This is a genomic window from Amycolatopsis sp. NPDC051071, assembly GCF_040682875.1.
In the GTDB taxonomy this organism is placed as follows: Bacteria; Actinomycetota; Actinomycetes; order Mycobacteriales; family Pseudonocardiaceae; genus Amycolatopsis.
The window spans coordinates 20,486-41,257 of the sequence record NZ_JBFBBY010000068.1 but is presented as its reverse complement, the minus strand read 5'-3'; the positions used below and the strand labels follow the sequence as shown (position 1 = coordinate 41,257).

Sequence of the window (20,772 nt, the reverse complement as noted above, 5' to 3'; positions counted from 1 at the left end):
CACGGACCTGACCCACGATCAGCCCCGCAGCCAAATTTCAGTAGGTACCCAAGACACTCTTGGCCCTAACGACCCAAAACACTCACGAGACCCGAACCCGAACGCTTCCCGTCGCCAGGACAACACCACTCACGCGCGTACCGGTTGCTCCGATCAGGCCGATCGGTGTCACTCAACAGGGTAATGTGCCTAACCCGTCCGATCACCCGGCGGCGGCGCCGGCACGACTCCCGGCACAAGCCGCGACAGGCACCGGAGCAAACCTCTGACCACCGTCGACGCTGCTCGACGACGTCCGTACGCGCGGCCGGACGCGGGCTGAGGACTGGCCTCGAAGGCCGCCGGACGCCGGGTCGGACGCGGTGAAAGCCGGGTCGCTAACCGGCGGAACGCGGCTTACAGTCCCTGCATGCCCGGTACACGCTGGAGCCGCTTGCTGCCTACAGCGCTGCTGGTCACCGCCGCCTTGACGGCGATTTCCGTCTGGTCGACCTCGGACGACATCGAGGCCGGCCTGATGGCGCGCGCGCAGGACGCGCTCGCGGACGTCGGCGTGTCGGGTGGCCAGGTGAGTTTCTCCGGCCGCGACGCGAGCCTCAGCGGCTTCCCTCCCAACGAGGCCGCGCAGGCGATGGACGCCATCCAGCGGATCGACGGGGTCCGCACGGTCGAGATCTCCGGCGACACCGCCCCGCCGGCGGGCCCGGTGACCACCAGTGGCGAACCGTCCACCAAGCCGCCCGCGCCGCCGAGCCCGCCGCCCAGTCCTACGCCGACGCCTGCCAAGCCGACGGACAAGGCCGGTTTCCAGGCCGAGATCGGCCGTCTGCTGACGGCGGTACCGATCACGTTCCAGCCGGACACCACCGACCTGACCGCGGACGGCGAACGTGGCGCCCTCGAAATCGCGAAGCTGCTCACGGACGCTCCGGGCGAGCTGCGGTTCCGGATCACCGGCCAGGTGGCGACGGGTTCGGACAAGAAGCTTTCCCTGAACCGGGCGAAGACGGTGGAGCGGTTACTGGAGCGCAACGGGGTCAAGCGTGACCAGGTCTACTCCACCGAGCGCAGGAACTCCGACGGCACGGGCGGCGAGGGCCGCCGCGTCGACATCGCGGTCGAACAGCGGACACAGAGGTGATGGCTCAATGCTGTGGCTCTTCGGGCAGATCTGGCTTTGGCTGCTCATCTCTTTCGCCCTCGGCTGCGGTGTCACCTGGCTGATGACGCGCGGCGAGCGGCGTGCACAAGCGGCGCCCGAACCGGCACCGGCCGGTGAGCCCGAGCCCGAACCCGAGCCCGCGATCCCGGTCTACACCGAGCCTGAGCCGCTTTCGGCGGAGCAAACTCAGTTCATCCCGCCCGCGCGGATCCAGGACGACGACGAGCCGTTCGACCAGGTGGCGGAGGGCCACCGCGAGGGCCAGCTGATCCCGGAACCGGTACACCCGGCACGGATCTACCACTCCGACGAACCGGAACCGGCCGCGCGGAACGGCGAGTACGGCCACGAAGCCGAGCCGGTCTGGCCGAGCGACGAGGACTGGCCGCCGGGTGGCCGTCGCTCCGAGCACCGGCCGGGGCAGGGCGGTTGACACTCACCTGGTAAATTCGGCTACGCACTGTGAGCGGGAGCCGGGTTCGTTTCTTCGATCGGGAGCCCCGGCACACGAAGGAGGCTCCGATTGGCGCTCCCCTACTGGACGCCGCACAACCTGCTGCCCCCGGGCCGTCATCCCGCCGATCTCGCCGACGTCTATGAGCGGCTGGTCTTCGACGCACCGCATCAGAACGATCGCGAAATCCTGTTCAGCGCGTTGAACAGCTATCTGGGGGTCGCCCGGCGGATCATGCCGACCGGCCGCGCGTGGATCGGCGGCGCGCTGACCGCACGGACCCCGCATGCCCCGCTCGGGCTCGACGTGGTGCTGATCCCGGACGAATGGGGTGCGCTCAAACGGCTCGACGACGAAGGACGCTCGGCGCTGTACGGGTTGCTGACCCTGCGCGGGGTCATCGTCGGCCAGCCCGCCATGTACCTGGAGCAGGTCCAGCCCGTCGGCGGCATGCTCGACGGTTTCCTCTGCCGCCCCGGCGACGAGGAGATCTGGGAAGAAGTATGGGCCGCGGGTGGCAGGGGAATTCCGGAAGTGATCTGGTGAGGAACGAATTCCGGCGTATCGCCGACGAAATCCCCGGCGGCACGTGGCTCGACGACCTCGCCCGCGCGTCGGCGATGGCCGCGTACGCGAAATTCGAGCGGACGTCCCGTTCGCCGCTGCTTCGCGTTTCCGTGATCGGCGAATCGCATCTCGACGCGTACACCTTTTCCGACATCAGCCGCGCGTTGCAGGACGCGACGGCGAAGATCGGGCACATCATCCGCAACCCGTCGGGTGAGGTGACCATCGTCCAGCCCGCGGACCGGGAAAAGGCCCCGCTGATCCAGCGCGGGCAAGCGGGGAACGCGATCTTCTTCGGCTTCCCCGAACCGGCGGTCGAAGACGCGCTCATCCACGACGGCCTCGAGTCGCTGTCCGAACGCGCGGTCAAGGAACTGTGCGACTTCCTGCCTGCCAACGGTTCCGACGACGGCGCGCTGGACGCGGTGCTGCTGCAGCGCGACACCGTCCGCAACGCGGTCAGCGACATCGTCAACGCGGTCAGCAAACACGCCGGGATCGGCATGGGGCTGACGCCGACCTCCGGCGACGAAGTGACCCGCAGCATGACCACCGAACAGGCGAGGATCCTGTCCGGGAGCCTGCGCGAGTCACGGGAAGCCGTCGGCTACGAGACGGTCAGCGGCAGGCTGGACGGCGTCCGCACCCGGCGGCGGATCTTCTATCTCGAACGCGAATCGGGCGGCACGATCCAAGGCGCCGTCGCGCCGGATCTGCTCGACGAGATCAAGGAGAACCTCGACCGGCCGGTGACCGCGCGGCTGCGTGTCGTGCGCACGACGACCATCGACGGCCGCCGCGGCCGCCCGGTGCACGAACTGCTGGAGATCACGCCAGAGGTCAGTCTGTTCGATCAGTGATCGGGTATCCGACATTCGGCGATGCCACAATTCTCGTCAGAAAATGTCGATGACCGCATGATCATCGTTTAATGATGACGTTTTCCAGCAGGTAACAATTTCGGCCATTACCCCGGACGATGGGTTAACGTCTTCGGACAGAACCCGCCGAAAGGGCATGTATGCCGACCGATCCACCGCTCCCGCATCCCCCCGCCACTCGCTACGGCCCGGGGTTCGCCACGCACGGAACCCGGCACCACAAGCCCAAGAACGGCCTGGTCATCGCGGGTTTCCTGGTCGGCTTGGCGGCACTCGGGGTCGCCTTCGTCCCGGTGGCCGGGCTTGCCGCTTGGCCGCTCGCCGTAATCGGAATAACCCTTTCCGTGATCGGTTTGATCAAAATCAAGAAGGGTGAAGCGGACAAGAAGGGAATGGGTGTCGCGGGGCTGGCACTTTCCCTCGCCGGTCTGCTGGCCGCCGGCGGGTTACTGGTCTACACCAACTTCTTCGCTACTGGCGAGTCGGGACTTCATTCTCCGGCGGTCGCCGGGGACAAGAACGCCGTCGAGTTCGTCGTCAGCGCGTCCGGCGGCGCGACCGTCCGGTTCGGCTCGCTCAACGACCAGCGGACCGAGACCACCCCGGCCAGTACCGACGAATGGCGTGGCACGGCGTCGTTCAACTCGGGTGACTACCTGCTCACCGTCACCGCGGACACCCGGAACTCGACGGTCAGCAACCAGATCAGCTGCTCGATCCTGGTCAACGGGACGAAGGTGGCGGAGAACAAGGGGCAGACCATCGCGTTGTGCACCGCGAGCACCGGCTGAGCCTCGCAAGTAGTCCTCTGGTTGCGGTAGTTGCACGCGCAAGGACCGCAACCAGTCCTCTGGTTGCGGTAGCTGCACGCGCAAGGATCGCAAGTAGTCCTCTGGTTGCGGTAGTTGCACGCGCAAGGATCGCAAGTAGTCCTCTACTCGCGGGCGACGCCGCCTGGCGGCCGGCCGGTATCGCCCCCATCCTCCACCGGCCGGACCGCCACGAGCCGCTCCTGGCGACTCTTCAGACGGACCCTCGCCGGGTCCGCCCGAGCGCCGGTCCCTACCGACTGCCCCTCCCCTAGGGCTCGACCGGCGCCGAAGCGGACCCTACGCGCGCGAAAGACAACACCACTAAGAATCCGCTAAGGATCACTTACGGACCATCGCCGAGGTCCGTAAGTTCCGCACGGACCAGCCCGGCGAGTTTGGGATTGGCGTCTTCCAGGATTTTCAGTGCCTGCGCGAACTGCTCCCGGGCACCGTCCACATCCGACCCGGCCCGCAGCACCCGCCCCAGCGTCAGCCGCAGCACGCCCTCCTGGAGCGTGAACCGCCTGCTGATCGTCAGGTCGACGGCCTCCCAGATATACCGCTCCGCGGCGGCCAGCTCGCCGATCTTCATGCTCAGTTCGGCGAGGTTGTTCAGCGAGACGACGACGTAGCTGTCGTCGCCGAGGGTCCGGTCGATCTCCAGCGAGGTGACCTGGTGCCCGATCGCCTCGATGAACCGCCCGGCCCGTTTCTCGGCCTCCGCGCAGTTGTTGAGTGCCTGCCCGCGCAGTTCGAGGTCGCCGGTCCGGCCGGTCTCGTCGACGGCCTGCCGCAGCGTCGCGATGGCCTCGTCGAACCGGGCCAGCAGGGTCAGCGCGCTGCCGAGATGGATGTTCGCGGAGATCATCAGCCGGTGGTCGCCGATCGCGGTCGCCAGTTCGAGTGCGCGTTCGGCGTCGGCGAGGCAGCCCTGCGGCAGTTCGAAAGTGAGTGCGATGGCGCAGCGGGAGATCAGCATCCAGCAGCGGCCGAGGACGTCGCCGGAGCGCTCGGCGGCCTCCAGCCCGATCTCGACCAGCCGCGTCCACTCGTCCAGCAACGGATAGACCGCACGGTAGGTGTGCGCGACCCTGGCGAGCCGCCAGACGTCGTCGTGGCGTCCGGCGGCGCGGGCGGCTTCGAGTACCTCCAGCAGGTTCTCCCACTCCGCGGCGAACCAGTCCTGCGCGTCGGCGAAGGAGCTCATCGGCGGGGCCTGCGCGTCGGTGAGGACGCCGTCGAAATCGAGTGGGTCGACGATCCGCAGCATCTTGCGGCGCGCCCGGTCCGCGACGGCTTGATAGAACCTGATCGATCGGGAAAGAACGTCTTCCCGATCGGACTCGTCGAGTTCGTTCTCCGCCAGCTCCCGCAGGAACAGCCGGACGAGGTCGTGCGGGACGAAGGCGTCGCGGCCGGTCTCGGCGAGCAGGTTGTGCGCGGCGAGCACCCGCAGATGCCGCCGCGCCTCGGCGACGGTGATCCCGCCGATCGCGGCCGTCAGGTAGGAACCGGCGGAAACGCATTGGACGACGCCGAGCCGCAGGAACGTATGCGCGACGTCGGACGGCAGCCCGCGGAACGAGACGTCGAACGCCGCGCGGACGCCGTCGTCCGGCCCTTCGACGTCGAGCGCGGCCAGCCTGGTGCGTTCGTTGCCGAGTTCGTCGACCAGATCCTGCGCGGACCACTGCGCGCTCGCGGCGAGCCGGGCACCCGCGATCCGCAGCGCGAGCGGGAGGTAACCGCAGAGCCGGGCCAACGCGTGGTTGAGGTCGAAACCGGCGGGTCCGGCCAGCTCCTCGATCAGCCGGACGGCGTCGCCGGGTGCGAGCGTGCCGAGCACGCGTAGTTTGGCGGCGTTGGAAACGGCGAGCCCGTCGAGCCGGGAGCGGCTGGTCACCAACGCCATCGAACGCGAACCCGGCGGCAGCAGTGGCCGCACCTGCTCGGCCGAGCGCGCGTTGTCGAGGATCACCAGCATCCGCCGTCCGGCGATCATCGAGCGGTACAACGCGATGCGTTCGTGGACTTGCCCGGGGATGCCGTCGGCGGGTACGCCGAGGCCGAGCAGGAACTGGATGAGCAGTTCGGCGGGTTCCAGTGGCAGGTGATGCGGGTCGAAACCCCGCAGGGAGGCGAAAAGGATGCCGTCGGGGAAGCGGCGGGCGGCGCGATGCGCCCACCAGACCACCAGGCTGCTCTTGCCGATCCCGGCGGTCCCGGTGACCACGCCGACCGCCGTCTCGCCCGCTTCGGCCCGCTCGGAAAGGTCGTCGAGCCAGGCGAGATCGGCTTCGCGGCCGGCGAGGTTCGGCACGGCGGGCGGCAACTGCTGCACCGGCGTCGCGGCGTGTTCGGCCTTCGGTTCGGAGACGATCTTGACCGGCAGGTCGTCATTGAGCACGCGTTCGTGCAGCCACCGCAGATCCGCGCCGGGTTCGACGCCGAGTGTGCGCAGGGTCGCCCGGGAGACCGTGCGGTACAGCTCCAGCGCGTCGCCGCGGCGTCCGGAGTGATACAGCGCGCGCATCAGCTGGCCCGCCGTGCGTTCGGAAAGCGGGTTGGTCCGGACCATCGGGCTGAGCTCGACGATCAGCTCCGCGTGCCTGCCGAGTTCGAGATCCGCGTCGACCCTGGCGCCGTGGACGGCGAGCCTCAGATCCTCCAGTTCGGGTGCGCGGACCGAATCCGGCACGCCGGCGAGTGCGGGCCCCTGCCAGAGCGAAAGGGCGTCGGCGAGCAGCTCGGACGCCTTGGCCGGTTCCTCGGCGGTCGCCCGGTCCAGCAGGGAGCGGGCGCGGTGGACGTCGATCCGGCCGGGTTCGACGGTGAGCTGGTACCCCGGCGGCGCGGTGAGGATCTGGGCACCGCGTGGATGGTCGCCCTGGATGTCGCGGAGCACGCGCCGCAGGTGGGAGACGTTGCCGTGGACGATCGTGCGGGCGGTCGCCGGCGGGTCGTGCCCCCACAGCGCGTCGATGATCTCGTCGAGCGCGACGACCTTGTTGACCTTGAGGGCGAGCAGCGCGAGCAGGCCGCGGACGCCGGGGCCACCGACGGGCACCGGCCGGTCGCCGTCGAGCAACCGCACGGGACCGAGGAGCTGGAAGCGGGCAGGGGAATCGCTTTCGGCCATGATCGCCCCCTCCCCCGATCTCTCCCCTTACCGGAGTAGTCAACCTACCGCGCGAGGACGCCGCCAACCAGAAAACGCGGATCTCGAACGGTCACCTGCTTTGGCGCCGCCTCGTCCGGGCAAAGAAAAAGGCTCCGCGCCATCAGTCCCGATCTGATGGCACGGAGCCGGGAGATATCCGATTTGGGCCGCCTGGGGGCGCGACCCATACCGGACATCGGCGTCCACGTCCGGCGGGTGGGCTCACCCCGAGCGAAGAACCCGTCCGTCCGTCGACAACAGCTACGTGAGCGAGCCCACTGGCCCGTACACGTGGCGCCAACGTAACAGGGCGCACATCACTCGCTACAGGCGCCCCGTCACGCTACGCATATCACCGGGTCAGCGGGCTGCTGTCTCGGCCCGCGATGAACGCGGGCCTCGGTTCGATCGCGGCGAAGGGCTCCCGCAGCGCGTTCTCGACGCTGTTGAACACCACGAAGATGTTCGACCGCGGGTACGGCGTGATGTTGTTCGACGAACCGTGCATCACATTCGAATCGAACCAGAGCGCCGAACCGGCTTGGCCGGTGAATTGGTCGATTCCGTATTCGGCCGCGAGCGCGGTGATGTCTTCCTCGCTCGGCACACCGACCCGCTGCTCTTTCAGTGAACTCTTGTAGTTCGCTTCCGGGGTTTCCCCGGCGCATTGGACGAAGGTCCGCTGCGAACCCGGCATGAGCATCAGCCCGCCGTTGAACGGGTAGTTGTCGGTGAGCGCGATGGAGCAGCTGACCGCGCGAGGCGACGGCATGCCGTCCTCGGCGTGCCAGGTCTCGAAGTCCGAGTGCCAGTAGAACCCGGTGCCCTTGAAGCCGGGCATGTAGTTCACGCGGCTCTGGTGGATGTAGACCTCGGAGCCGAGGATCTGCCGGGCCCGGTCGAGCACACGGGGGTCGCGGACGAGTTCCGCGATCAGCTCGCTGGTCTCGTGGACATCGAAAATGGAGCGGACTTCACCGGTCTTGGCCTCGGTGATGACCCGCTCGTCGTCGCGGTGGTCCCCCGACGACAGACGGACGAGTTCCTGCCAGTAGGTCTGGATCTCGCCAGGCGACAGCAACTGGTCGACGACGGTGTAGCCACGGGCCTCGTGATTGGCGAGCGTTGCCCCGTCAAGGGGACCGTCGGCCTCGGTGCCCCAGACGGTGGGATGCGCCCTCGGCAGGTGTTCGGGCTTACCCGTGATGCGGGTCGGGTAGCTGTCGTCGACTCGGGTGTCGGTCAGCGTCAATGCAGTCGCCTCCTCGAGCGATTTTAGGGTTCGGTGACTAGCGGGTACACGCCGTTTTCGTCGTGGACCTCACGACCGGTGATGGGCGGGTTGAACACACAGACGCACTTGATCTCGGTCTTGGGCCGGACCTGGTGTTTGTCGTGGTCGTTGAGCAAGTACAACGTGCCCGGCTTCAGCTGGAAGACCTCGCCGGTCGCGGTGTTTTCGAGCTCGCCTTCACCGGATGTGATGAAGACCGCTTCGATGTGGTTCGCGTACCAGAAGTCGTTGACCGTCCCGGCGTAAAGCGTGGTCTCGTGCACCGAGAAACCGACGCCCTCTTTGGCCAGCACGATGCGTTTGCTGCGCCAGTTCGGGGTCTTGATGTCGGAGTCGGTGTCGGTGACCTCGTCGAGTGTTCTGACAAGCAAAGGAAACTCCTTCTTCTTCCTGGTACGGACAATCAGGTCAGGACGGAGGCGATGGACTCGTCGATGATCGCCAGGCCCTTCGTGAGTTCGTCGTCGGTCAGTGTCAGCGGCGGCAGCAGCTTCATGACCTCGCCGTCGGGGCCGGAGGTCTCCATCAGCAGCCCGCGCTCGAACGCGGCGGCGCAGACCTTGCCCGCGAGGTCGCCGTCGGCGAACTCGAGACCGCGGGCCAGACCGCGGCCCTTGGCGTACAGCTTCGCGTCCGGGTACGCCTCGACGATGCCTTCGAAAGCGGCGGCGATGCGCTCGCCCTTGGCCTTGGTCGACTTCTCGAGCTCGTCGTCGCTCCAGTAGACGCGCAGCGCCTCGGTCGCGGTGACGAACGCCGGGCTGATGCCGCGGAAGGTGCCGTTGTGCTCACCCGGCTCCCAGACGTCGAGGTCCGGGCGGATCAGGGTGAGCGCCATCGGGATGCCGTAGCCACTGATGGACTTCGACAGGCAGACCATGTCGGGTTTGATGCCCGCGTCCTCGAAGCTGAAGAACGAGCCGGTGCGGCCGCAGCCCATCTGGACGTCGTCGAGGATCAGCAGGATGCCGTGCTTCTTGCACAGGTCGTCGAGGGCCTTGAGCCACTCGACTCGCGCGGCGTTGATGCCGCCCTCGCCCTGCACGCCTTCGACGATCACGGCGGCGGGCTCGTTGAGACCGCTGCCGGAGTCCCCGAGCAGCTTCTCGAAGTACAGGAAGTCCGGGATGGAACCGTCGAAGTAGTTGTCGTACGGCATCGGGGTGGCGTGCACCAGCGGGACGCCCGCGCCGCCACGCTTCATCGAGTTACCGGTCACCGACAAGGCACCCAGCGTCATGCCGTGGAAGGCGTTGGTGAAGTTGATGACCGATTCCTTGCCGGTCACCTTGCGTGCGAGCTTCAGCGCGGCCTCGACCGCGTTCGCGCCACCGGGACCGGGGAAGACGACCTTGTAGTCGAGTTCGCGCGGCGCGAGGATCTTCTCCTTGAACGTCTCCAGGAAGTCCCGCTTGGCCACGGTGAACATGTCGAGTGCGTGCGTGACGCCGTCACGGGCGATGTAGTCGATCAGTGCCCGCTTGAGTGCCGGGTTGTTGTGCCCGTAGTTGAGCGCGCCGGCACCGGCGAAGAAGTCGAGATACCCCTTGCCGTCTTCGTCGTACAGGTAGCTCCCCTGCGCCCTGTCGAACACCACGGGCCAGCCGCGGCTGTAGCTGCGTACTTGGGATTCGAGTTCTTCGAAAATGCTCATGACGTTTTCTTTCTCCCTGCGATCCCCGGCTTTACATTCTACTGACTGCTGAGCGGACCGATTCGGTACAGATCCTCTTGCTCATGCGTTCCGTCTTCGGCCGGAAAATCCGCCGACGTGAACAGATCCTGGCGTTCCAAGGTGGCGTTCCACCGCTTGGCGAACGAGGCGAACAACCGGATCGAAGCCTCGTTGTCCGGCGTGATCGTCGTTTCGAGGTACCGCACGCCTTGGGCGGCAAGACGGCTGAACAACTCGTCGAGCAGTGCCCCGGCCAGGCCTTTTCCCCGCTGGGACGCGTCGACCGCGACCTGCCAGACGAAGCCGGTGTCCTGCTTCCGATACCCGAGCACGAAGCCGACCGGGATACCGTCGACTTTGGCGACGACAGAGGTGTCGGCGAAATCGCGGCACCACAGCAAATAGGCGTAGGCCGAGTTGAGATCCAGCTTCTTCGAATCACGGGCGATTCGCCAGAGCTCGGCACCGTCTGCCTTGGTCGGGTATTCGATCAAGTGCTTTCCGGACATGTTCAAGAAACGTACCGGAGGTTTCGGGCGCGGTCAGTTCAGCGCGGCGGCGGCAACGCGGCTACCTGCGACAACCCTGAAACATACGTGACAAAGGTAACGGTAACGTTTGAAGCGCAGCACTCGTGGGTAAGGCCGCTACGCTGCGGTCTCACCGCATGTGACGATACCAACGGTTACCACTACTTCGCAGGACAAGGCCGCAATTCGGCGGTTCAGCGGCGCCTCCGCCGCCGGAATACGGAACCGAGCGGGGTCCAGACGGCGGGCAGCAGGAGCAGCAGACAGACCACAAGCCACCACACCGGCGCCTCGCCTCGCCGCCAGGCCGCGACGACGTCGCCGAGCCAGCCGAACAGCGGCTCACGCACCGGCGGCAGGAACGCCGCGAACAGTAACCCCGCCCCCGCCAGCACCGCCACCACCGTAAGCACCATCCGCCACGTCTTGCGCAACGTCATTAGGCTGACCACCAGGAACACGACGGCCCCCGCGGCGACCGGGACGCCGACCCATTGCAGCACCGGGCCGCCCTGTCCGCCGAGGACGAACCCCGCCAGCACGGTGATCAACGCGGCCAGCACGTTCCACGGTGACGGCAGCGTGGCCGCGCCGCGGGTGATCCACCACGCACCGCGTCCGGCGGCCTGCGCGAAAGTGGCCGCCGGCTGGACCGACTTCGGCACCCGCGTCGCGCCGACGGCCGCGTTGATCCCGGCGGCACCCGCCTTGACCAGCGTCTTCGTCAGCAGCATCGAGCCACGTTCGTGTTCGAACCGCTCGGCGGAGACCTGGCACGCCTGGAACGCGTGCTGGGTCTGCTCCTCGGTTTCCGGCTCATTCTCGATCAGCTGCCGGAACCGTTCCGACGGCTTCCCGTTCCCCTTGGCCGTTTTCGCGTCGTGTCCGCAATGGAGGCCGACGCAGGGCAGTTCCTCACGCGCGATCTCCAGTTGCCGGACCCTGGCGAGCACCATCGCCGTCACCGGCATGCTGATCGGCAGGGCGGCTTCTCCTTCCACGTCACCGAGTTCGCCGTCGAGGCCGAGGAAAGCGAGTTCACCGGTCAATTGCGCGCGCAACGCCTCCGCTTCCGGTTGCGACAGCCCGTCTTCGGTACCCGGCCGCCGCCAGCCGATCTTCTTGAACGTGTCCCGCACCTGAGCTCGGAAGGCGTCACGCCCGACGACGTCACGCAGGAGCCTCAGTCGTTTCGGGTCGAGCAGGCACTGGACCAGCCAGCCCGCGCCGTCGACCCGGCCCCACATCCAGTCGTTCGCACGCCAGGACGCCTTGTAGAACGCGCCGAAGTAGTCGGCCTGCATGCCGGTGAGCTTGTCCCATGATCGGCGCCGCTTCATATCCATCAGCGTCCGCGAATCCGCGCTCACCTGGACGAGGTCGACCCGCTGGTCGACCGACGGCGGCCGCGCGAGCAGCCCCCGCGTGGCGATGTGCAGCAGCACCAGCCGCGCGGTGACGATCGGGTCACCCGCGCTCTTCTCGTCGGACGTGAGCCCCGTCCACGCGAGCAGGGTGCTGACCGTGTCACCGGCTTCGGTATCCGGTTTCGCCTTGGCCAGCGGCAAAAGGATCGGCGTCGCCTGCCGGAGCGCGGCGGTCACGAGCGGCCACGCCTCTTTCAGCGTGTCCGACCGGCCGAGCGTCGCCCAGTCCTTGGCGAGCTTCCCGATCCAGGCGGCCAAGGTGACGTCACCGGGCGGCGGATCCTGTGCGGCGACCCAGGTCGCGAGCCGCTGACCACGCGACGCCTTGTGTCGCGCCTCATGCAGCAGGACACGGCAACGATTGAGCTGCACCGCCTGCTCCGGCGCCGGATCGAGCCGGAAACCGGCGTTGACCAGTTGCAGGCCGGTGGCCACCGAATCGTCCAACGCGGTGGTGCGGAAGGCGACCAGGTGTTCGAGCTGACAGGAATCCTTCGGCGGCTTGGCGGGCAGGCCGTCACGCAGACCTTCCGCCGCGGCCGCACGCAACTGCGCCGCCGTCCCGGACGCCCACTGCCTGCTCGGATCCTCCACATCGGACAGTGACAGCCTGCGGGTCGCCTCGCGGACCAGCGCGGTGGCGTCCTCCTGCACCCGCCGATCGCGGTAGTCGTTCATCAGCCGCTGATCGACCAACGCGGCCGGACCGCCGCGAACTCCCATCGCCGCAAGGGAAACGCGGGTTCCCCTGGTACGGACGACGGCGTCGTTGTGCCGGGTCAGGTCTTCGAGTTCGGCGCTGATGGTCTGGCTCAGCACGGTGCCGACGACCTTGCTCATCGCGATGCCGAGAAGCGGCGGCCGGTCCCCGTCGACCTCGACCCGCTCGGCCTCGCGTTCCGCCGTCGGCACCACATACAGCAGCAGCCGCCGGACGTCCGAATGCGACGGCCGTTCGAAAATCTCCCGCAACGCCGGGCGCAGCGGCTTGTTCAGCAGCACCCCGCCGTCCGTCAGCCAATGCGATCGGGTGACGTCGGTGTACGGCGTCATATCCGGATGCAACTCGTCGGTCTTGCCGCCGATCGGCATCCGGGACAGTTCGAATGCGCCGGGGAAAGACGCGGTGGAGCGTGCCGCCAGCGCGAGCGGCCCCACCACGTCTTTCGTCCACAAAGGACCGTCGAACCGGAACAGCAGGCGATGTTCGGTGTCCCGCACCAGATTTCCCAGCGCGTCGTCGAACCGGGTCGTCTCACCGTCGATCATCGTGCCGGTGAGCAGCACGGTGATGTCGGGACAGTCGGGTTTCACCGTCGCCTTGTCGGTGATCCGGTGCAACGCGTCCTTCAGATCGCCGAGGAGCACCTTGTCGCCGTCGAGCAGCGAGCGCGGTTCCTTCTCGCCGGGTTCGCGGATGAGATTGTCGAGCGATCCCGTGCTGATCCACGTGTCACGCAACACCTGCGGACTCGACCGGAACGCCTCGGCGAGGCCGAGGCACGCCGCGTTGATCCCGCCCGCGCTCGTGCCGGTGAGCACGTCGAGTGAGACCGTGGCGTTGAGCAGGTCGAGCAGGGCCCGGTACGGCCCCTCGGCTTCCGGCGTTCTCGACGCCCGCAGCAGATGCGAGGTCTCGGTGGCGACCCCGCCCATCCAGACCGCGAGGCTCGCCCCGCCCACCATGGTCATCGCCAGCCGGATCTCCTGCGGCCACGGGCTTCCCGCGTCGGCCATATGCGCCCTCCCCAAGGCTTGTGCACGAGCACCTTAGACCGGACGGATGAACCGGTGTACCACCGATCGTGCCGAAATTCGTTCGCCCGTAAGGGCGGTTTCACCCCACGGTCACCGACGATCTTGCCGAACTGCCGGTTCGCGTGCCTGAACGCGTCACTCGCGTGCCTGAAGGCGTAACTCGCGTGCCTGAATGTCGCACTCGATGTACGACGTCCAAGCACGTGAGTGACGCCTTCAAGCACGCGAGTTACGCCTCCAAGCACGCGAGTTACGCCTTCAAGCACGCGAGTGCGGGGTCGCGTCAGGCCGGGCCACCGTCTCGGAGGACTAAACGCGGGGCGACGTCAGGCTGCGAAGTGTTCCAAGAGGAGGACTTGGGCCTCACCGACGGCGAAGCCGAGGACGGCGCCGGTCGCGATCAGGATCCATTCGTCCTGCTGGAACGCGGGCCGCAGCAGGCCTTCGAACTCACGCGGCGACAGTTCCTTCATCTTCGTCACCAGCACGTTCCGGATGTCCATCGCGTCGTTCGCGTAGTCCTCGATGTACCGCATGGTCTCCGGCAGTTTGTCCATGATCTTCTCGGCGATGTTCAGCTTCATGTCCTGATACCGCCTGCTGCCGACGGCGAACACAACCAGCGGTTTCCCGACGCCGACGCGGCGGCCGAGTTGTTCGTCGAGCTGGCGCTGGATCAGGCCGAGGACCCGGTCGGACAGCGGGCCGTGCAGCACCGCTTCGATCACGTTGTGCGGGGTGATGATCTCCTTCGCGATCAGCCCGCCGTACGCCTCCGCGACTTCGCCGCGCCGCTTCAGGAACAAGCCTTGCCACCGCACGCCGAAGTACCGGCGCTCTTCGAGCGGGTAGAAGATCATCCGCAGCGCCAGCCAGTCGGTGAACCAGCCGGTGAACAGCCCGAACAGCGGCATCATCAGCGGGAACTTGAACAGCACCCACACGACCATCTGGATGACGCCGATCAGCCCGCCGAAGAAGATGCCGGACCGGGCGATGAACTTGAACTCCTTGTCGCCCGCTTCCTGGAAGATCCGGTTCAGCAGCCGCTTGTCCTTGACCAGTGCGGTGACCACCATGCCCTTGAGGTCGAACACACTGTCCACATCGGACTTGATCAGCTCCAGTACGGCGGCGACCATCCTCGGCGTCTCGGCCTGGACGCGCTGGATCACCAGCCGCTGCATCCCCACCGGCAGCGATTCCCACAGCCCCGGCTGATAGTGGGCGGCGACGTCGCGCACGATGTCCTCGACCGCGGCTTGGAGTGGTTTTTCGATCTCCTTGGCGATTCGCCGCGGATCGAGCCTGGCGACGACCTCCGCCGGTTTGATCAGCTGTTCGGTCATCGTGTCGCAGGCGATACTCGCCATCCGCGCGGCGCGTTTGGGCACGATGCCCTGCCAGCCGAGGAACGGTTTGATCCCGACGAACTCGACCGGCTGGAACATCATCCGGATCGCGACGAGTTTGGTGGTGTACCCGATCAACGCGGCGACGATCGGGATGGAGACGTAAAGCGGCCAGTGCTGGGCGAAGTCGGCGAGGATGCCGTCGAGGAACGCGCCCATACCCGGGTTCAGCCGATGCTCGGGTCGCAGGCCTGCCAGAAGTGGGCGCCGAGCCGGGAAATGTGGACCGTACGCTTGACGAACTTGACCCGCTTGACCGATTTCTCGGCCTCGCGGACGGTCTCGTCGGTCAGCAGGATCTCGTACTGGGTCTCCAACGAGGGGACCTCTTCGTCCAGCTCGACCAGGCCGAGCCCGATCAGCCGGGTGAGGTAGCCGGGCACCTGGTCCGGCAGCGACACCCCGGCCGCCTTGCCGACGGTGGACGCGTTGCGCAGCACGAACCGTCCGGCGCCACCGAGGTTGGTCCGCTCCGCGACGTCGACGGCGGGGAACGGCGAGCCGTCCGAAAGCGCGGAAAGGATGCGGGCCTCGTCAGGCGTCAGCTGCCGCAGGATGATCGCGTAGAGGTACTCGCGGGACCGCTCACGGCCGAAGCCGATCGAGTGGTTCAGCAGCTCCGCCATCGCCGCGCGGAGCGGTTCGAGCTGGGCGCGCGTATGCACGAGGGTGATGGTCGCTTCGACGGGGCGCGAGCCGTTGGAGCCGGGCCGGTTCATCGCGGACGCGGCGGTCAGCGCGGCGTGGTACGGGTCGTCGACCTCGTCGAGACGACGGCGCAGTTCCGTCAGCAGCTGCCGTTCGCCCTGTTTGAAGACCTGCTCGGCGATCTCGACGCCGGGCAGTTTGCGCGTGAATTCGAAGCCCGTGCGGGCGGCCCAGCCCGCCAGCCGCCCCGCGCGTTTGGCGAAAGCGGCCAGGTCGTCACCGGCGGGTCGATCGTTGCTCACGGGTACTCCCCTCACGTTCGCGCTGATGCTACCTGCGAGTAGGCCGAATGGCCGAAATTGTGATCGACGAGGGTGTTTGGATGGCCGGTATGAGCTTCACGCGCTGGGGTCCGCCGGTCGACGTCCTCCCGCTGTTCGCGCGGGAGGAGCAGGCCTTGCTCGATGTCCTCACCGGGCTCGACGCCAATCAGTGGGCCGCGCCGACGGTCTGCGCCGGCTGGACGGTGCACGATCTCGCCGCCCATCTCCTTGGCGACAAACTCGGCAGGCTGTCCCGCGACCGTGACGACTACCGGATGACGGCGCCCCGCGAGAGCGAACCGTTCGTGAAGTTCATCGACCGGATCAACGACGAATGGGTGGTCGCGTGCCGGCGGCTGTCGCCCGAAGTGCTGTTCGCGATGCTCGTCGACAGCACCTCGCAGCTCGCCGAGATGTGGGGCCGCGCTGATCTCGACGCCGTCGGGGATCCGGTGAGCTGGGCCGGGGACGAGCCGGCGCCGGTCTGGCTCGACGTCGCCCGCGAGTACACCGAGTTCTGGGTGCACCAGCAGCAGATCCGCGAGGCCGTCGGGGCACGGACACTCGACGAGGCGGCGTTCCGCGGCCCGGTGGTCGACACCTTCATGCGCGCGCTGCCACACACCCTGCGTGACGTCGAAGCACGCGTCGGCAGGCAGGTCGTCTACACCGTGACCGGGCAGGGCGGCGGGAAGTGGACGGCTCAGCTGGCCGTCGGCGGCTGGGAAATCGACAAGGTCGCGCCGACGTCACGCTCGCCGCTGGCCTCGGTGACGACGGACGCGGACACGTTCTGGCGGCTGTGCACCCGGAACCCGGCGGACCGGGACCGGGTGACCGTCAAGGGGGACGAAAACGTTTGCGCCACCCTGCTCGGGATGACGTCGATCATCGTCGGCTGAGGCTCAGGCTAAGGCTCAGCGCAGCAGGTGGCGCGATTTGGCCTGTTTGCGCAACTGCAGGATCCGCGCGCCGCCGACGAGTGCGACCAGCGCGCCACCGGCGATCACGGAGAACAGCATCGCGACGGCGAGCGGCATGCTGCCGGACATACCGAGGAAATGCACGGTGGCGGTGTCGAGGTTCTGCAGGATGAAGATCAACAGGAACACCAAGACGATCAGCGCCACGATGACGGCGATCCAAGTCCCGCTCACTCGCGTGCGCTTGAGCTTCGGGACGGCGTCGAACTTACCGCTGTGGCGCGCGCCGCCGGCGGTTTCGGGCGGCTTGACGGGCTCGACCGGAACCTCGGCGGCACCCTCGTGCGGCTGCGTCATGCACGACAGTGTCCGCCGAAGCCGGCTTGATCGCGCCTTCAAGCGTCCGATCGGGTGACCTCGTCCGCCGCGCGGAGCACGCGCAAGGTGTTCTGCCCGGCGAGCTTGGCGCAATCCGCCTCGCTCCAGCCGCGTTCCAGCAGCGCGGCGAAGAGGACCGGGTACTTCGAAACGTCCTCCAGGCCTTCGGGCAGCGTCGCGACTCCGTCGTAGTCGCCGCCGAGACCGATGTGGTCGACTCCGGCCACTTCGCGCGCGTGCTCGATGTGCGCGACGACGTCGTCGATGGACGCCTTCGGTTTCTCCGGGCCGCCTCGCTCCGCGGTGAACTTCGTGCGCAGGTCGAGGTTCCGGTAGTCCTGTCCGGCGGCGTCCATGTCCTGGCGAAGCTGGTCGTCCCACTCCGCGACCTTCGGCGAGATGAAGCCCGGCACGAACGTCACCATCGCGACGCCGTCCTTGGCGGCCAACGTCTCCAGTACGTCGTCGGGGATGTTGCGGGGGTGGTCGTTGACCGCGACGCACGAGGAGTGGCTGAAGATCACCGGCGCGGAGCTGACCTCCAGCGCGGCACGCATCGTGCTCGGCGCGACATGCGACAGGTCGACCAGCATGCCGATCTTGTTCATCTCGCGGACGACGTCGCGGCCGAAGCCGGTGAGCCCGTTGTGCGTGGGTTCGTCGGTGCCGGAGTCTGCCCAAGTCGTGTTGTAGTTGTGCGTCAGTGTCATGTAACGGACGCCAAGACGGCGCAGGATCCTCAGCACGCCAAGGGATTCGGCGATACTGTGGCCGCCTTCGGCACCCAGCAGCGAGGCGATCTTGCCGTCGCGGAACGCGGCTTCGGCTTCGTCCGCGGTGTCCACGAGTGCCAGGCGGTCGGGGTACCGCTCGATCATCTGGTGCACGATCTCGACCTGTTCGAGGACCGCCGTGACCGCGCTGTGTCCCTCGAACTGGCAGGGCACGTAGACGGACCAGAACTGCATCCCGAGCCTGCCTTCGGCGAGTTTCGGGAAATCGGTGTGCAGATGCGGCTGGCGGACGGTGAGGTCCGTACCCGTCACGGCCGCGACCGGATCCGGCCCGGTCGTGACACGCAACTCCCACGGCAGGTCGTTGTGCCCGTCCGCGAGGAGCACGGATTCGAGCAGTGCCTTGGCGCGGGCTAGTTCCCCATTGGTCATCCGGCGATGGTACGTCCGTCTACTTTGCTCTCCCCAGCCAGTCCGCGGCCGCGACCAAACCGTTGCCTGTCACGGTATGTCCGCCCGGATGGCGGTGTGCGACGACTTCGGCGGAGCGCTCACGTAAGGTCCGGACCAAAGTATCCGCCGAGGCGAGCGGCGCCATCGGGTCGTGTTCACCGTTCGACAGGAACACTCGCGTACCGGACAAATCGTGTTGCGGCGGCGAAGGAACCGGCGACATCGCCGCGAAGAGCGCGGCCTCATGGATCGCGTCCGGGCGGAGCAGTGTCACCGCGGCGGCGATATTGGCTCCGTTGGAAAACCCGATCGCGACCAGTCGCCTGTTCTCGATTTCGTATTCTTTTCGCGCTGACACCACGAAATCGGCAAGCTGATGCGCGCGTAACACGACGTCCTCATAATCGAAAACGCCTTCGGCCAAGCGCCGGAACCACCGTGCCGCACCGTGTTCGGACACCGGACCGACCGGCGCGAGCAGCGCCGAAGACGGACTCAGTTCCCGCGCGAGCGGCACCAGATCGTCCGGCCCGCCGCCGGTGCCGTGCAGGAACAGCAGCACCGGCGCGTCCGGTGATCCTTCGACATACTTGTGTTCCAACGGATTCATCGCGATTCCGGGTTGTTCTCGCACGGGAGGTCCAGCTTCGGCAGCATCGCCTCGATGTCCTCACGTTTGGGCTCCAGCCACGGCGGGAGTTTCAGCGCGCGGCCGAGTTCCAGCAACGGCTCGTCGATCGCGAAGCCGGGTTCGTCGGTGGCGACTTCGAGCAGTGTACCGCCCGGTTCGCGGAAGTAGATCGAACGGAAGTACTGACGGTCCAAAATGGACGTCACGTTCACGCCGTCGTCGATGAGCTCGTCGCGCCAGGCGGCCTGCGTCCGCTCGTCGGGGGCGCGCCAGGCGACGTGGTGCACGGTTCCGGCCGCGACCAGACCGCGCGGCGCGTCCGGCGTCACCAGGACGTCGACGAGTGCGCCGGGGCCGCCGTCACCGGCGGAGAAACGGAGCCGGTTGCCGTCCTGGTGCTCGAAGGTCAGGCCGAGGCCGTCGGTCAGCATCCCGGCGGTCGCGTCCTCTTTGGACACCGAAAGCGTGACGGAATGCAGGCCGCGGATGGCGTTCTCCGCCGGGACGAGCTTCGTGTCCCACGGATCACGCGGGTCGCCCTGCGGATGCGCGACGAGCGAGAGCTTCAGGCCGTCCGGGTCAAGGAAGGTGAGTGTCTCCTCACCGTCGGAGTTGCGGATCTGGTCACTCTCGACGCCGTTGTCGGCGAGGTGCCGTTTCCACCAGCCGAGCGAGGTTTCGGGTACGGAGAACGACGTGGTCGTCGCCTGGCCGGTGCCGTGCCTGCCCTTGGGCGCGTCCTTCCACGGGAAGAACGTCATCAGCGAGCCGGGCTTGCCGGATCCGTCGCCGTAGTACAGATGAAAGGTGCCAGGATCATCGAAGTTCACCGTGGTCTTCACCAGCCGCAGCCCGAGGGCCCGGGTGTAGAAGTCCGCGTTGCGCTGGGGATCGCCACCGATGGCGGTGACGTGGTGCAGGCCTGAAGTCTTGATCGACATGGTGCCCCTCCTCTGGAGCCGGTGAAATGACGCTAGCCCGATAACCTCTCGCGCGCAAGATATATTCCAGGAAGACTTGCTGGTGTACCCTCGCCGCGTGACAGCGGAACCGAACGACGACGAAGTGGTCACCTGGTGGGGTTTGGTGATCGAGGGCTACCTGGCGACGCAGAACAAGCTGATGGGTGAGATCGCCGACCGGTTCGGCCTGGCGCCGGCGTCGTTCGACATCCTCCTGCGGCTTGTCCGCTCGCCAGAGCACCGGATGCCGATGACGCGGCTGGCCGTCGAGGCGGCGTTGTCCAGCGGCGGTTTCACCAAGGTCGCGGACCGGCTGGTCGCCGCCGGCCTGATCTGCCGCGTCCCCAGCCCGGACGACCGGCGCGTCACGTTCGCCGCACTCACCGACCACGGCCTCGACGTCGCGGGGCAGGCGCGGCAGGCGTGTGCGGAGATCCTGCGCCGGATCGTGCTGGCCCCGCTCGGTGACGACGCGCACGCGCTGGCGGAGGCCATGCGGATCCTGCGCACCGTCAACGGCGAGAACTGAAGAACCGGCTCGCGATGTGTCATGAGGGGTCCCCATAGGACAAATTTCGTCCTATGGGG

General features: G+C 67.3%; 19 protein-coding genes. 7 read left to right on the top strand and 12 right to left on the bottom strand.

Translation table 11 applies throughout. The annotated features are described in order from the left end of the window. Window positions 1-409: 409 nt before the first annotated feature. The 5 genes from AB0M65_RS22120 to AB0M65_RS22100 all read left to right on the top strand — a co-directional run bounded on the left by AB0M65_RS22120 (window position 410) and on the right by AB0M65_RS22100 (window position 3,855). Complete coding sequence (locus tag AB0M65_RS22120; protein ID WP_364030372.1) at window positions 410-1,141, top strand: OmpA family protein; 732 nt, start codon at window positions 410-412, stop codon at window positions 1,139-1,141. Between the two features lie 7 nt (window positions 1,142-1,148). Beyond that, window positions 1,149-1,595, top strand: a complete 447-nt coding sequence (locus tag AB0M65_RS22115; RefSeq protein ID WP_364030369.1) for a hypothetical protein — start codon at window positions 1,149-1,151, stop codon at window positions 1,593-1,595. A 90-nt stretch (window positions 1,596-1,685) separates the two neighbouring features. Then, window positions 1,686-2,162 (top strand): hypothetical protein, encoded by a 477-nt coding sequence (locus AB0M65_RS22110; protein WP_364030366.1) that lies wholly within the window; start codon window positions 1,686-1,688, stop codon window positions 2,160-2,162. Further along, a complete protein-coding gene (locus AB0M65_RS22105; protein WP_364030363.1) occupies window positions 2,120-3,043 on the top strand; it encodes a hypothetical protein in 924 nt (307 codons plus the stop codon). The genes AB0M65_RS22110 and AB0M65_RS22105 overlap by 43 nt, the downstream gene beginning before the upstream one ends. Window positions 3,044-3,204: 161 nt before the next feature. After that, window positions 3,205-3,855 (top strand): DUF4190 domain-containing protein, encoded by a 651-nt coding sequence (locus AB0M65_RS22100; RefSeq protein WP_364030360.1) that lies wholly within the window; start codon window positions 3,205-3,207, stop codon window positions 3,853-3,855. A 364-nt stretch (window positions 3,856-4,219) separates the two neighbouring features. On the opposite strand, the gene AB0M65_RS22095 is transcribed toward AB0M65_RS22100, so the two are convergent. The 8 genes from AB0M65_RS22095 to AB0M65_RS22060 all read right to left on the bottom strand — a co-directional run bounded on the left by AB0M65_RS22095 (window position 4,220) and on the right by AB0M65_RS22060 (window position 16,082). Next, window positions 4,220-7,015: a BTAD domain-containing putative transcriptional regulator gene (locus AB0M65_RS22095; RefSeq protein WP_364030357.1), complete on the bottom strand. Its 2,796-nt coding sequence runs from the start codon at window positions 7,013-7,015 to the stop codon at window positions 4,220-4,222. A gap of 373 nt (window positions 7,016-7,388) precedes the next feature. Continuing rightward, window positions 7,389-8,288 carry an ectoine hydroxylase gene (thpD, locus tag AB0M65_RS22090; RefSeq protein WP_364030354.1) on the bottom strand — a complete coding sequence of 300 codons (900 nt, stop codon included), beginning with the start codon at window positions 8,286-8,288 and terminating at the stop codon, window positions 7,389-7,391. Between the two features lie 23 nt (window positions 8,289-8,311). Then, entirely contained in the window at window positions 8,312-8,701 is a 390-nt protein-coding gene (locus AB0M65_RS22085; protein WP_364030351.1) for an ectoine synthase, read from the bottom strand. A gap of 32 nt (window positions 8,702-8,733) precedes the next feature. Continuing rightward, window positions 8,734-9,984 (bottom strand): diaminobutyrate--2-oxoglutarate transaminase, encoded by a 1,251-nt coding sequence (gene ectB, locus AB0M65_RS22080; RefSeq protein ID WP_364030348.1) that lies wholly within the window; start codon window positions 9,982-9,984, stop codon window positions 8,734-8,736. A gap of 38 nt (window positions 9,985-10,022) precedes the next feature. Beyond that, on the bottom strand, window positions 10,023-10,514 hold the full coding sequence (ectA, locus tag AB0M65_RS22075; RefSeq protein WP_364030345.1) for a diaminobutyrate acetyltransferase: 492 nt from the start codon (window positions 10,512-10,514) through the stop codon (window positions 10,023-10,025). A 215-nt stretch (window positions 10,515-10,729) separates the two neighbouring features. After that, the gene (locus AB0M65_RS22070) at window positions 10,730-13,699 is read right to left on the bottom strand and encodes a patatin-like protein (RefSeq protein WP_364030342.1); all 2,970 of its coding nucleotides are present in this window, start codon (window positions 13,697-13,699) and stop codon (window positions 10,730-10,732) included. A 347-nt stretch (window positions 13,700-14,046) separates the two neighbouring features. Beyond that, entirely contained in the window at window positions 14,047-15,291 is a 1,245-nt protein-coding gene (locus tag AB0M65_RS22065) for a DUF445 domain-containing protein (RefSeq protein WP_364030339.1), read from the bottom strand. Window positions 15,292-15,299: 8 nt separating this feature from the next. After that, the gene (locus tag AB0M65_RS22060; protein WP_364030336.1) at window positions 15,300-16,082 is read right to left on the bottom strand and encodes an Abi-alpha family protein; all 783 of its coding nucleotides are present in this window, start codon (window positions 16,080-16,082) and stop codon (window positions 15,300-15,302) included. A gap of 80 nt (window positions 16,083-16,162) precedes the next feature. Between AB0M65_RS22060 and AB0M65_RS22055 the strand changes: the two genes are divergently transcribed. Next, on the top strand, window positions 16,163-17,005 hold the full coding sequence (locus AB0M65_RS22055; protein WP_364030375.1) for a maleylpyruvate isomerase family mycothiol-dependent enzyme: 843 nt from the start codon (window positions 16,163-16,165) through the stop codon (window positions 17,003-17,005). A gap of 15 nt (window positions 17,006-17,020) precedes the next feature. Here the strand turns inward: AB0M65_RS22055 and AB0M65_RS22050 are convergent, their stop codons facing one another. Genes AB0M65_RS22050 through AB0M65_RS22035 form a run of 4 tightly spaced genes read right to left on the bottom strand, consistent with a single transcriptional unit; the run spans window position 17,021 to window position 20,163 of the window. Further along, window positions 17,021-17,383, bottom strand: a complete 363-nt coding sequence (locus AB0M65_RS22050) for a lipopolysaccharide assembly protein LapA domain-containing protein (protein ID WP_364030333.1) — start codon at window positions 17,381-17,383, stop codon at window positions 17,021-17,023. A gap of 38 nt (window positions 17,384-17,421) precedes the next feature. After that, on the bottom strand, window positions 17,422-18,570 hold the full coding sequence (locus AB0M65_RS22045) for a dipeptidase (RefSeq protein ID WP_364030330.1): 1,149 nt from the start codon (window positions 18,568-18,570) through the stop codon (window positions 17,422-17,424). A gap of 19 nt (window positions 18,571-18,589) precedes the next feature. After that, window positions 18,590-19,201 (bottom strand): alpha/beta hydrolase, encoded by a 612-nt coding sequence (locus AB0M65_RS22040; RefSeq protein ID WP_364030327.1) that lies wholly within the window; start codon window positions 19,199-19,201, stop codon window positions 18,590-18,592. Further along, window positions 19,198-20,163 carry a ring-cleaving dioxygenase gene (locus AB0M65_RS22035; protein ID WP_364030324.1) on the bottom strand — a complete coding sequence of 322 codons (966 nt, stop codon included), beginning with the start codon at window positions 20,161-20,163 and terminating at the stop codon, window positions 19,198-19,200. The genes AB0M65_RS22040 and AB0M65_RS22035 overlap by 4 nt, the downstream gene beginning before the upstream one ends. A gap of 97 nt (window positions 20,164-20,260) precedes the next feature. Here AB0M65_RS22035 and AB0M65_RS22030 point away from each other — a divergent pair, with 97 nt between their 5' ends. Beyond that, on the top strand, window positions 20,261-20,713 hold the full coding sequence (locus tag AB0M65_RS22030) for a MarR family transcriptional regulator (RefSeq protein ID WP_364030321.1): 453 nt from the start codon (window positions 20,261-20,263) through the stop codon (window positions 20,711-20,713). The last annotated feature ends 59 nt before the right edge of the window (window positions 20,714-20,772 follow it).